Genomic DNA, 12361 nt, shown 5'->3' on the forward strand with positions numbered 1-12361 from the left:
GTCATCGCGCGTGCACGGAGGCAGCACGACATGGCGGTGGATGCCCGGACCGAAGCCCGGGCCGCCACCATCGGCGACGACCGCCGGGGTGAGCCTGCCGCGGCGGGACGGCTACCGACGTGACGCTATGTCAGCGGGAGGAACGGCGGTCGTCCTCGTCGTCTGCGTAAGCGTCGTATCCGTAATCGTCATCTACATACGCGTCGTCGCTGTTGTTCTCGCGCGTCGAGCCCGCGCCCAGATCCGCCTTCAATCGGTCGAGATCCATATTGGGCGAGTTGTACTTGAGCTCGCGGGCGACTTTCGTCTGCTTGGCCTTAGCTCGGCCGCGCCCCATGGCTCGACCCCCTCGAACATGACGACGGGGACCCGCCCCGGTGCTCTCACTGTCTCGTGCTTCCCGAGACTACAGGGACCGGAGGCTTCTCGGCACGCCAACCCGACAGTTGCCTGTCCTCGGACAAGATGTCCACGATCGGAAGCGCTCCGTGAAGCCTGCTGTCCGGCGGGTTCGATCGGGGAATCGGGGCCGCTCACCGGCTCGCGGGCGACCCGACCCGCCACGCCGTGGTGTGCGCACCGTCACATTCTCTCGATCGCCTGACCTGCGCGGACGTGCCGTGACCCGGCGCCCGGGGTCGGGCCGTGTCACCCACTGCAGGCGCACGTGACCCGGCGCGGCACAGATGACCCGGCGCAGCGCGTCCGACTCAGCGCAGCAGGAGCCCCCGCAGCCGGCCCACCTCGGCCATCCGGCGCTCGGCGAGCCGTTCGGCCGCCTTCGTCGGCGTCACGTCCTCGTCCTCGGCGAGGCGGAGGACCTCGACGGTGGTGTCGAAGATCCGCGCCGCCCGGGCCCGGGCCCGTTCTGGCGAGTACCCCTCGATCTCGTCGGCCACCTGGATGAGTCCGCCGGCGTTGACGACGAAGTCGGGCGCGTAGAGCACCCCGGCGTCGGCGAGCCGCCCGCCGATCTCGGGCGTGGCGAGCTGGTTGTTGGCCCCGCCGCAGACGATCTCCGCGCGCAGCCGGCCGATCGTCTCGGCGTCCAGCACCCCCCCGAGCGCGCAGGGCGAGTAGACGTCGAGGTCAAGGTCGAACAGCTCGTCGGGGTCGGCCACGGTCAGCGCGGCGGGGAACTCGGCGCGCAGTCGGGCCAGGGCCGCCGGGTCGACGTCCGCGGCGATCACCGAGGCGCCATCCGCCAACAGGTGCCCGACGAGGCGGCGGCCGACCTTGCCGACGCCGCTGATCCCCACCCGGCGCCCGGCGAGGTCCGTCGTCCCCCACCGGTGCCGGGCGGCGGCGCGCATGCCCTCGAAGACCCCGTAGGCGGTCAGCACGCCGGAGTCGCCCGACCCGCCGTGGGCCGGCGAGCGCCCGGTCACCCAGCGCGTCTCGCGAGCGATGACGTCCATGTCGTCGACGTAGGTACCGACGTCGCAGGCGGTGATGTAGCGCCCGCCCAGCGAGGCGATGTGGCGGCCGAAGGCGCGCAGCAGCGGCTCGGACTTGTCGCGGGCGGGGTCGCCGATGATGACCGCCTTGCCGCCGCCTAGGTCCAGACCCGCGCAGGCGGCCTTGTAGGCCATCGCCCGGGACAGCGCCAGGGCGTCGGCGAGCGCGTCGTCGTCGGCGGCGTAGGGGTGGAAGCGGGTGCCTCCGAGGGAGGGGCCCAGCGCGGTCGAGTAGACCGCGATGATCGCGCGCAGCCCGGCCCGCTGGTCCGAGCACAGCAGCACCTGTTCGTGGTCGCGAACGGCACCGAACAACGATGTCATCGTNCACCTCCTGGGGGACGGACCCGGCGTGGGACCTGGACCGTCGCGGCGCCGTCCGCCAGGCGGACCTGCGGGTCGGTGGCCGGCTGGGCGCGGGCGGCGGGGTAGGCCGGGTCCTGGCGAACCCTATGGCCCCGGTAGCGCGCACGGCTTGCGTGCGGACGTGCCAGGATCGAGCCATGCCAGGTTCCAGGGCATCCGCGTGGGTGTCGTTCGCGGCGCTGCGGCGTGTGACGNGGTTCGCCCCGCGGGGTGGGTGGCACGCCGCTCACGCGTGGCCGGGGCCCGGGCCGGACGCGGTCTGTGGGAGCTGAGATGGCTGTCGTGTCGCCCGCGGCGTACCTGCGTGTGTATGAGCCGCTTGCGGCGTTTCCGGCCGCCGAGCGCGGGCGCTGGCAGCGGTACGCGGCCGCGGGGCCGCCGTCCCGGCGGGCCGGCTCGCGCCGGGAGCGCGTCGTCGCCCTGGTCGCGACCATCCGGCCGACCCTCGACGTGGCCGACGAGTCGGCGTTCGTGCAGTGGATCGACGGGCTGATGTTCGTCTGCCCGTGGTCGACCCAGTTGCGGGTGTGGCAGGCGGCGCTGGAGTTCCGCGGCCTGATGCCCGAGCGGGTCGCCGAGGCGTTCCTGCCGCGGCGGATCACCGAGCCGGCCGAGATCGAGCTGGACCGTTGGAAGGCCCGCCGGCCGAGCCTGAAGGTCCACGTCCAGACGTGCACCTGGATGGTCCCGCCGCCGTGGTTCCTGCTGTTCGACCCGGCCGAGCGGTCGCTGGTGACCGGAGACACCGCCGAGCGGTCGATGATCTACCGGACGACGATGAGCCTGGCCCGGCGCCGGGCGAACCGCGCGGTGGAGGCGGTGGAGACGCTGCGGGGGGGTTCGAGTGAAGCCCCCGCGGTCGAGGGCNTCGGCGATCTGGCCCGTTGGCTGGGGTCCTTCCATCCGCAGAGCAGGGTCGAACTGGACTACGACGGGCTAGTTGACCTGCTCGACGATGACATGCTTCGGCGCGACAGCTCGGTAGAGGACATCGTCGAGGCTGTCAGCGCGTTACGNCGTGGGCGAACAGACCTAGCGGTCGAAGCCTACGAACGGGTCCTGATGAGGTGGAGACCCTTGCAGGCGCGGGAATCCGCAAGCTGATCGACGCATTCCGTTAACCGAGAGTCGCCGTCCGCTTCGGACGAGCTGTGACTAGTCANCAGATGGTCCTGACGTGCCATGTCCGAAATGCCCCCGAAGGATGCACGATCTGTATGGGACGGAGCGACGCTCTGTGACGGGAGGCCAACACAATGACGACACGAACGCCGGACGCCGAGCCGCTGCTGACGCCCGCCGAGGTAGCCACGATGTTTCGGGTTGACCCGAAGACCGTGACCCGGTGGGCGAAGGCCGGCAAGCTGACGTCGATTCGGACCCTTGGTGGGCACCGCCGGTACCGGGAGGCCGAGGTGCGTGCCCTGCTGAAGGGGGTCCCGAGCATCGGAGGCGACATCTAGATCGCGCTGACCTGGCGCGTAGCCGGAAGCACCTCCTTTCCCTCGTCCGGGCGGCAGCCGCCGCCAGTGCGAGGGTGTCGGTGGTCTGACCTTGTGGAACAGGGCCGAAGGCTCGGAAGGCTGTCCGTTCGGTTGAGAACCGGACAAGCCGGCCGGTCTGGGCCCCCACCTTCGGGCCACCTGGCGTAAAGGAAGTGTGAAGATCCGAACGCCGGGCTGCCCGGCCGGCGGGGAGGCCGCCGGGCGGGGTCCGGTTCGCGTCGACGTCCGCATCAAGGGCCACCTGAGCACCGGGAGGGCGCAGGGTGGACCTGTTGGGGAACCGGCGGACGGCCCGGTGGGCCGTCCGCCGGCCTCGCACGCGGTGGCGACGTCGGACGGGGCCACCGCGGCCTGGCGGCGTCGTGCACCGATTGATGACCGGCACCCGCCGTCTGGTCTTGCCAGGCGGTGTGGGGTCGGGCGAGGGGCAGCACCATGGACCGTGACCGCCCCCAAAGCTGGGTGGTTCGCTCTGCCGTGCCCGGGTTCCTGCCCAGCGTCAGCGCGTTCCGGTTCACGAACAGCTTCGACGTCCAGCCCCTGCTGGCCCTGCGGCTGCCCGGCCTGCCCTGGGGCCTCGGGATCGGGGACGCCAGCCGCGGCCTGTGCGGCGGCATGATCTTCGCGGTGCGCGACCTGTTCGAGGCCGGCCTCGCCGTGCCGCCCGACGTCGAGCCGCCCCGGCGGGGCTCCCCGCTGTACGGCTACCTCGTGCGCCGCCTGCTGGCGAGCTTCGACCTGCCCCGCGGCGTCGCCCGCTACTACGGCCTCATGCGAGCGGCCGACGCCTACCCCCAGCCGCGCCGCGGGGGCGCGTGGTGGCCCGGCGCGAGCCGGCCGGACCGCCGCAGTTCTGCCTCTGCCTCTTGCGGCTCTGCCGCTGACCCCCGCGGCTCCACCGCTGACGGTCCCGGCTCCGTCCCCAATCGTCCCGGCTCTGCTCCGGGACGGCCCGGCAGCGCGCTGGGCCGCCTCGGCGTGGGGCTGCGCAGTCTCGCGGACGAATGGCCGCGGATCCGGCTCGACCTCGACTCCGGGCGGCTCGCCCCGGTCGGCGTCATCACCGTCCACTCGGCGGATCCCCTGCAACTCGGCCTGAACCATCAGGTCCTGGCCTACGCCTACGACCAGGTCGACATGGCGGTGACCCTGCGCGTCTACGACCCGAACACCCCGCTCGAGCGGGCCGACGACGTCACGATGTCCTTCGATCTCGCCAGCGCAGGCGGTGCCCCCGGCAGGGTGCGCATCTCCCACTCGATCGCGATCGGCGGCCGGCCGGTGCGCGCGTTCTTCCACTCTCGCTACCGGTGGGCCGACCCGCGCCCGGCCCTGCGTGCCCACGCCGCCGGCAGCCACTGACCGGACCCAGCGCGGACGGGTTTGTCGGCCACCCTGGCCATCCCCTATGCTTGCAGTGCTTCAGACGATCGACGACGTGGCTGAGCGCCGGCTCTGCCCCGCCTGTGATCGTCACCGCGCCCCCATCGTCTAGCGNCCCAGGACGTCGCCCTTTCAAGGCGGTANCACGGGTTCGAATCCCGTTGGGGGCACCAAGCAGACCCGTGCATGATCCCTTCCGAGATCTGCACGGGCATGACTGCTTCCTCCCTGTTGATCTTTCTTGGGACGTCTTGCATAGCCTTGACCGCATCGACGCCGACGCGGGCGGTGGCCGGGATGGTCTCGCCTGTCAGAGTTATCCGGCAAGTTGCGATGTTAGTCGCGCGCTTGTAGCGGACTTCGAGCCGAAGCGCCTCGAAGAGGCGGCGGGACAGGTCCTCGGGCAGCTCGTCGAGTTCGACGGGTCCCACCGGCAGCGCCCGCAGTAGGCCGGGATTGGGTGCCGCGGCTTTCTCGTCCTCAAGCGCGGCCAGCTTCTGCTGAAGAGCCACTCGTTCGGATCTCAGTTCGATCCGCCGCTCGGCGATGTCGCGGCCCATGTCCTGGTCCGGGTCGTCTACCAGCTCGAAGCTGCGTAGCAGGCGTTTGCTACGGGCCTCGGTGTCGGCGATGGCCCGGTGTAGCGCCGCGACCTGTCGCTCCCGCTGCACACTGNGAATAACAGCATTCCACCAGTTAAATGAGCTCTATTCGCGAATGTTGGGGTCGATAATCTGTGGACGAGGCGGTGACCGTAGACAACGTAAGTATCNCCGTGGCCACCCGTTGCGATAGATAGCCCGCCTGCCCTTCGGGTGGCGGACCAATCGGCCCCTCGCCGCCTGGCCACGCGGCTGACGCTGATCCATNAGGAGGGCAGGACCGCGGTCGCTGTCCCCGAAGTCCTCACGGACGAAGGTTGATGATCGTCTTTCCCTTGCGTCGCTCGGTCGGATTGAGGGCGGCGACGGCATTGTCGATGGTCGCGACGTTGCCGATGTTCGTTCGCAGCCGCCCGTCGCGCACCCGCTGTACGACCTCACCCAGTTGAGCGCGATCGGACTCGACAACGAAGTCGACTGCCAGGCCGTCGGCGGGCCGCGCCTCGGTCGGTCCGACGACGGACACCAGCGTTCCCCCGGCTCGAACCAGACCCGCGGACCACTTCTGGATATCGCCGCCGATGACATCGAAGACCAGATCGACTCCGCCTACGTCTTCCAGCGCGTCGTTCTCAAGGTCGACGAATTCCTGTGCGCCGAAGTCGAGCGCCTTCTGCCGGTCGGCGGCGCGTCCGGTGCCGATGACGTACGCACCGAACTCGCGCGCGAGCTGCGTCACCATCGTCCCGACTGCGCCGGCCGCGCCATGCACGAGCACGCTCTGCCCCGTCTGAAGGCGGCCGTGCTCGAACAGCCCCTGCCACGCGGTCAGCCCCGAAATCGGCAAGCTCGCGCCCACCGTGAAGTCGACGTCGCCCGGGAGCGGTGCGAGGTTGCGTGCCTCGACGGCCACATACTGCGCCAGGGTGCCGTCGCGATGCCAGTCCGAGAGGCCGAACACCCGCTGTCCCACCGACAGCCCCGTCGTGCCATAGCCGAGGGCGGTGACCACTCCGNCCAGCTCATGCCCGGGGATCGACGGTGTTCGGTCACGGTCGACGCGATCGGTCCAGGTCGAGGGCCACGCCATCTCAGTCGGAACGAATCCCGACGCATGGACCTCAACGACGACATCGTTTATCGCCGCCGACGGCTCGGGCCGCTCCACCAGCCTCATCCCGGCCGTTCCCGCAGCCTGGTCTGTCACGACGATCGCCTTCATGGGCAACTGCCTCCCGGTCATTTGTCTTAGTGCTTGTTTTAGATCTTCTTTTGTGTGCGGACCGTGACCGAATACTGGTGTGGATGTTGATGGTGGGGTTTGGGTGGGGGTGCTGGCGGNAGGGGCTGGTCATGGCACGGACACACCACTATCCCTCGGATCTGACCGATGCCGAGTGGGCGCAGATCGAACCCGAACTGCCGGCTCCGTCGAAGGACGGGCGTCATGAGGCCCATCCCCGCCGAGAGATCGTGAACGCGATCCTGTACGTGGCGCGGAACAGCTGTTCGTGGCNAGCGTTGCCGTCGGACTTCCCGCCGTGGGAGACGGTGTACGGGTTCTTCCGCCGCTGGCGGAAGGACGGCACCGCCGTACGGATCAACGCCGCTCTTCGCCGGAAGGTCCGTCTGTTCGAAGGCCGGGATCCCGAGCCGTCGGCGGGGGNGGTCGACTCCCAGTCGGTGAAGGGTGCGCCCACGGTCGGGCGGGACAGCCGTGGCTACGACGCGGGGAAGAAGGTCAACGGCCGCAAGCGATTCGTGGCCGTGGACACGTTGGGTCTGCTGCTGGCGGTGCTGGTGCGCCCGGCGTCGGTGCAGGACCGTGACGGCGGCCGGCCGCTGCTGGTGGACCTGTATTTCGACTGCCCGAGTACCCGGTATGTCTTTGCTGACGGCGGGTTCGCCGGGGGGTTCGCCGACTGGGCCGGTACCGTGCTGCGCACCACGGTGGACATCGTCCGTAAGCCTGCCGGGCAGAGGGGGTTCTCCCCGTTGCCGAAACGGTGGGTGGTGGAACGGACGTTGGCGTGGGTCACCTCCTGGCGGCGGCTGGCCCGGGATTANGAGCGCCGGCCGGACAGTTCCGAGTCGTTCGTCTACTGGGCCATGATCGGGATCATGGCTCGGCGACTCGCTCGTCACCATGAAGCAGACGATGATCGTTTCCGCAAGGGCGATCGAGAGCTACCGGGAGCGAAGACCATCAATATCTAAAACAAGCACTTAGGCGCAGTGATGGGTGCGTGTCGCTCACGGACGAACACGGATGACCGTCTGCCCGCCGATCCGCTCGGTCGGACCGAAGGTCGCGACGGCATCGTCGAGAGTTTGCGATGCTGCCGATGTTCGTCCACAGCCGCCCATTCCGTGCCCGCCGGAAGATCTCACCCAGTTGGGCACGACCGGACATGACAACACAGTCGATTGCCAAGCCGCCCACCCGCAGGGTCAGCAGGAAACGCCGGACAGATCGCGGTGCCATCCACCGCCACCGATGAAGTCCGGGTCAGGCGGCGCGGTGCGGATGCAGATCTCTAGCGTGCGGGCGAACGGCTGGGTGCGCAACTCCGCCGGCGGGCCGATCGGGCACAGCGTGGTGTCAGGATGGAGACCCGGTCGACAGCCTCTCCGCCCTGGCCAGCTGGTGTGCAATCAGGAAGATGGTCACGCCGCGCCCGCGACAGCTCGCTCCGGACCGGCGGGCTCCAGGAGATGAGACCCGATGCCGGCGTCACGCAGCACCAAGATCGTCGAATATCGCAGGGTTCGGATATCAGCACCCTGCCAGTCAACTGAAGGTCCACCACTACGGCCTTACTCGAACACTCGTCCGCAGAGACGGTGCTCGGCGATGNCGTGGTAGTAAATCCCAGCAAAGCGGCGTCACCCGTCAGGGAGACGCCGCTTTCGCGTGCCGGGGCCACGCGCGTAGCGCGCTCCACCGGCACGTCGTCAATAGTCCCCCCAAGGCTCCAAGCCCGCCCTGCCGCCAACGGTGGTAGCAAACGGCTCGTTGAGATCGTCAGCGGTCACGACAGGTCCGGCGTGGACCTTGCCGAGGTACAGCCGGGTGAAGACTGCCTTGTTGAGCATTTTCCGCGCCCNGATGTCGGAGCCGAGTGTAGCCGTCACGGACTAAGCCATTGCCTGCGATCTTGACTCAAAGTGATGCCGCCGTAGCTCTGACCGAGCGGGACTATATTTTCCGGGTCTTCTGTGTCAATAAAGACTAGTTCCAAATCGTAACCGAACTTGACTGTATCGTTCCCCACGGGAAAGATGTCTATCTCTGTTTGTATGTCTCCAGTCAGCTTTTCGATATCGACCGGAGTGGTATCGAGCTGATAGGTGTAGGATTTATCGCCGGTGTCCTCCCAGGTGTCGGTGTTGGCGAAGTNCTGCTTCCTGGCAACTGTAATCTTGAATTTTGCCGCATAGGGTGCGCGGATGAAGACGGAGACGGCGGTATCTGTATCCTTATCGTCGCCCTCTGGCAGGCTGAATGTAATTGATCCTCGACGGAGAAGTAGGGCGCCCACGAGTTCCTCCGGAGTCTAGCGTCCACATACTGTAAGCGAGAAGATCAAATTTCTTTGATGCTAACTGCAGGGAGAATTCGGGGTCAAGCTTCCTTTTTGCCTCTGTTGGTGAATGTTTGAGTCTGCGCTTAATGTGGTGGATGCCCTATATGTCACTTGCTCTTGNCTTCGATCCACTGTCCGTTAGACCCGGGTTCCGCGGTTCGTGGGCACACGGTGAAGATCGCTGACATGAAGGTGNAGGTAGCGGGGCTGTCGACCATGGAAATCGGGCTTGCGAAGCGGAAGGTGTGGTAACACGACGGGCCTGTTCGTGGTCGCTGCACCTGGGTCGACATGGTTTGGTGTGAGTATGTACCTGCGGTTCACGCGGCGATGGAACGCCGACGGCTCGATGGTCTGCTACGTCGCGCTGGCGTACAACCATCGGCTCGGCGGGACGACGAAGCCGCGGGTACCGATGAACCTGGGCCGGATCGAGGCAGTCGACGTCGACGGGCTGTGGCACGAGCTCGGCATCGCCGCGGCGATCGAGAAGGCGGTGGCCGACCGGCGGTTCACCACCGCGGTGGAACGGGTGCTGTTCGCCTTGGTCGCGAACCGGGCACTGGCGCCGATGTCGAACCTGTCCGCGGCCGAATGGGCCGGCGAGGACGTCGTCGTGCAGGGCCTGGTGTCGATGGATGAGGACCATGCCTACCGGGCGATGGACCTNCTGGTGGAGACCGACGTGGCCGGGGCGGTGCCGGAAGCGGTGTTCTTCTCCGTCGCGCACCTGCTCAACCTCGAAGTAGATCTGCTGTTCTTCGACACGACCTCGACCTACTTCGAGACCGATACGCCCGACGCCGACCAGCCCGCCGAGGACGGAGACGGCGGCGGGGAGCCGACGCCGGGATTCCGGAAGTTCGGCAAGAGCAAAGACCATCGCGACGACCTGCCGCAGGTCGTGATCGGCCTGGCCATCACCCGAGAGGGCATCCCGGTGCGGGTCTGGTGCTGGCTAGGCAACACCAACGACCAAAGTGTGCTGGAACAGGTCAAGGACGACCTGCGGATCTGGAAACTCGGCCGAGTGATCACGGTGGTCGACCGCGGCTTCTCCTCCTCCGTGTCCTGCTGTGCTTGCCCGCGCATGGAATCGTGTCGAGGGCACGGCCATTTGTCAGTCCGGGATCGTGCCGAGGCCTCGGCACGAGCTGGCCGCGTGGCGCCCGATCCGTCATCCTCGGTTGACAACTTGAGGCCCTCCACCTGGATCGGACCCACGCGGAGGATTGGTCGTGGCAGCAGATCGTCGAAGCGCTCGGGGTCAGCCGGCAGTCAGCCCACAACAAGCACCGGAGGGCGTCGAAAGTGACGCCCTCCATACGATCGGCATCGACCTGGCTGAGGTCGCCGCCGCTGTCAGTCGCCAGTTCGGGCCGGCGGCGCTCGCTCGCCGGGCCCCGACCCGCTGGCGTTTCGGACGCCTGCGGACGCCTTCCACGACGTCGTTCTCGCACCGGGTGCGGGTGGTGCTGGAGGCCGCGGACCGCGAGGCGCGGGCCCTTCTCGATGACCACGCCGGTGGCGAGCATCTGGTGTTGGCGCTGCTCGCCACGCAGAGACCCACGCGTGACGTGCTCGCTCGTCGCGGCATCAGCTGTGACGGGGCGCGGGCGCTCCTCACCGGCGTTCCCGGCAGGTAGCCGACCGGGTCTGTTCGTTGCGGGGTGCAACCGGTGGTACATGATGGGCGATATGGGTGCTGACAAGCCGGCGCAGAGCGCATGGTCGCGGGTGGACACGAGCGTGCCGCACTCCGCTCGGGTCTGGAACTACTGGCTCGGGGGCAAGGACAACTTTCCCGCCGACCGGGAGCTGGGAGACAAGGTCTTCGAGGTCTACCCGGACATCGTGCACGTCGCCCGTGCGCAGCGGGAGTTCCTGGTCCGAGCGATCACCTTCCTCGCCGGCGAGGTGGGTATCCGCCAGTTCCTGGACATCGGCACCGGCCTGCCGACCGCCGACAACACCCATGAGGTCGCGCAACGGATCGCCCCGGACTCCCGCATCGTCTACGTCGACAACGATCCGCTGGTGCTGGTGCACGCCCGCGCGCTGCTGACCAGCGCCTCCGGCGGCGCGACCGCCTACGTCGACGCCGATGTGCGTGACCCAGAGACGATTCTCGCGGAGGCCGCCGAGCTCCTGGACTTCACCCAGCCGATCGCTCTCGTGATGTTCGGCATCGTCGGGAACGTCGCCGACAACGACGAGGCGACCGCGATCGTGAAGCGGCTGCTCGACGGGGTGCGGCCGGGCAGCTACCTCGCTCTCAACGACGGCACCCACGGCGAGGCCGTGGACAAGGCCATCGCGATCACCCAGGCGGACGGGCACCCCTACAACCTGCGCACCCCCGAGCAGGTCGCGTCCTTCTTCGACGGCCTTGAACTCGTCGAGCCTGGCGTGGTCTCGACCCCCCTCTGGCGGCCCGCGCCCGGGCCGGTGCCGCAGCCACTCCACATCTTCGGCGGGGTCGGTCGTAAGCCGTAGCCGTCCTTGGTGGCGTCGGTGGCGGGCCGCAGCCGTGCGAGGCACGACGCCGTGGCTGCCGCCNCCGGGGGCGGATGCCCGGAGCGGGTCGAGGAGCCGGCCGGGAGACGCGTCGCCCCGGCTGACCTGGCCGGCGGGGGTCGGAGCTGGCGAGCGCGCGTTGCGCACGCTGCGGTTCTGAGGTGGCGGGATGCCGATGCTCGCGCGGTCCGCCCGCCACGTCGGCGGTCGTCCTCACAGCTACCGGCTCTTGTCGATGTCATGGGTGCCGATCCGCAGCCAGCGGATATGGGGGCCGTCGCGGCCCGGAACGGGGTCGCCGTACTCCCACAGCGCCCGGTCATCCTTCGCCTATCGCAGCTCGAACACACCGGGATCGGAGCGGAAGCTCTTCACTCCGAGACTCGAGTGGAACTGGCCCGTCTCCAAGCCCTCACGGAACAGCGCGACAGCCCGGCGAAACGCTCGCCGCTGCTCGGTGGTCAGCCGCGNGTACTCTGCCACGAAGCGGGCCACCTGCTCGTACGTGGGCACGCCGTCACGATAACGTCTCGATCATCCGAAGCCCGCGAGAAGGCAGACGGCTACTTACCGACCTTTAATGCGCGAGGTCGGCTGATTGATCATGGGATGGTGTCAAGGTCAACCCGGTGCCCGCCAGGCAGCCCTCGAGCAGGTCAGGACGGTGTCCGACCCNGCTCATNCCGCGTCGGACCAGACTGGTGAGATGATCGACGTCGACCAGGACCCGGTTGGCGATCTCCCCGCGTTTCAACAGCGACCAGACAGATTCCACTGGATTCAGCTCCGGGCTGTACGACGGCAACCGGATCACGGTCAGCCACAGGGAGTTCGCCGCGATGAACGCGAGCATTTCCGCGCATCGATGGGTGTTCAAACTATCCCAGACCAGCACGACCGGCCGGCCCAACCGGCGGTGCGCCGCCACGATCAGATCCCGGTAC

Annotated in this window: 8 protein-coding genes, 1 tRNA gene and 7 pseudogenes; 10 read left to right on the forward strand and 6 right to left on the reverse strand. The window is 68.2% G+C overall.

The annotated features are described in order from the left end of the window. Positions 1–130: 130 nt before the first annotated feature. On the reverse strand, positions 131–337 hold the full coding sequence (locus FF86_RS15790) for a DUF3073 domain-containing protein (protein ID WP_011601395.1): 207 nt from the start codon (positions 335–337) through the stop codon (positions 131–133). A gap of 373 nt (positions 338–710) precedes the next feature. Continuing rightward, positions 711–1781, reverse strand: a complete 1071-nt coding sequence (locus FF86_RS15795) for a Glu/Leu/Phe/Val dehydrogenase dimerization domain-containing protein (protein WP_044885472.1) — start codon at positions 1779–1781, stop codon at positions 711–713. 315 nt (positions 1782–2096) lie between these two features. Here FF86_RS15795 and FF86_RS15800 point away from each other — a divergent pair. The 4 genes from FF86_RS15800 to FF86_RS15815 all read left to right on the forward strand — a co-directional run. Next, a partial coding sequence (locus FF86_RS15800; RefSeq protein WP_242418845.1) for a hypothetical protein occupies positions 2097–2690 on the forward strand: 594 nt, incomplete at its 3' end. 389 nt (positions 2691–3079) lie between these two features. Continuing rightward, a complete protein-coding gene (gene bldC, locus FF86_RS15805; protein ID WP_009741343.1) occupies positions 3080–3286 on the forward strand; it encodes a developmental transcriptional regulator BldC in 207 nt (68 codons plus the stop codon). A gap of 519 nt (positions 3287–3805) precedes the next feature. Next, positions 3806–4690, forward strand: a complete 885-nt coding sequence (locus FF86_RS15810; RefSeq protein WP_063870406.1) for a hypothetical protein — start codon at positions 3806–3808, stop codon at positions 4688–4690. 118 nt (positions 4691–4808) lie between these two features. Further along, positions 4809–4884, forward strand: a tRNA-Glu gene (locus FF86_RS15815). A gap of 733 nt (positions 4885–5617) precedes the next feature. Here FF86_RS15815 and FF86_RS62520 read toward each other — a convergent pair. Next, a partial coding sequence (locus FF86_RS62520) for an NADP-dependent oxidoreductase (RefSeq protein ID WP_255355810.1) occupies positions 5618–6329 on the reverse strand: 712 nt, incomplete at its 5' end. Position 6330: 1 nt separating this feature from the next. Further along, a pseudogene (locus FF86_RS62525) lies at positions 6331–6535 on the reverse strand (NADP-dependent oxidoreductase); the annotation flags it as partial. 120 nt (positions 6536–6655) lie between these two features. Between FF86_RS62525 and FF86_RS49685 the strand changes: the two are divergent. The 4 pseudogenes from FF86_RS49685 to FF86_RS62530 all read left to right on the forward strand — a co-directional run. Beyond that, a pseudogene (locus tag FF86_RS49685) lies at positions 6656–6829 on the forward strand (transposase); the annotation flags it as partial. A gap of 1 nt (position 6830) precedes the next feature. Further along, positions 6831–6979, forward strand: a pseudogene (locus FF86_RS49690) (transposase); the annotation flags it as partial. Between the two features lies 1 nt (position 6980). Then, a pseudogene (locus tag FF86_RS49695) lies at positions 6981–7379 on the forward strand (transposase); the annotation flags it as partial. Between the two features lies 1 nt (position 7380). Beyond that, positions 7381–7530 (forward strand): annotated as a pseudogene (locus FF86_RS62530) (hypothetical protein); the annotation flags it as partial. Positions 7531–7566: 36 nt separating this feature from the next. Here the strand turns inward: FF86_RS62530 and FF86_RS66595 are convergent. Then, positions 7567–7750: pseudogene (locus FF86_RS66595) on the reverse strand (NADP-dependent oxidoreductase); the annotation flags it as partial. A gap of 2622 nt (positions 7751–10372) precedes the next feature. Here FF86_RS66595 and FF86_RS66600 point away from each other — a divergent pair. Together FF86_RS66600 and FF86_RS15850 are read left to right on the forward strand one after the other, a co-directional pair. After that, complete coding sequence (locus tag FF86_RS66600) at positions 10373–10546, forward strand: Clp protease N-terminal domain-containing protein (protein ID WP_199865739.1); 174 nt, start codon at positions 10373–10375, stop codon at positions 10544–10546. Between the two features lie 43 nt (positions 10547–10589). Next, positions 10590–11396 carry an SAM-dependent methyltransferase gene (locus tag FF86_RS15850; protein WP_370657191.1) on the forward strand — a complete coding sequence of 269 codons (807 nt, stop codon included), beginning with the start codon at positions 10590–10592 and terminating at the stop codon, positions 11394–11396. 704 nt (positions 11397–12100) lie between these two features. Here FF86_RS15850 and FF86_RS66605 read toward each other — a convergent pair. Then, a pseudogene (locus FF86_RS66605) lies at positions 12101–12270 on the reverse strand (transposase); the annotation flags it as partial. Between the last annotated feature and the right edge of the window lie 91 nt (positions 12271–12361).

Source organism: Frankia sp. CpI1-P (genome assembly GCF_001421075.1).
Classification (GTDB): Bacteria; Actinomycetota; Actinomycetes; order Frankiales; family Frankiaceae; genus Frankia; species Frankia torreyi.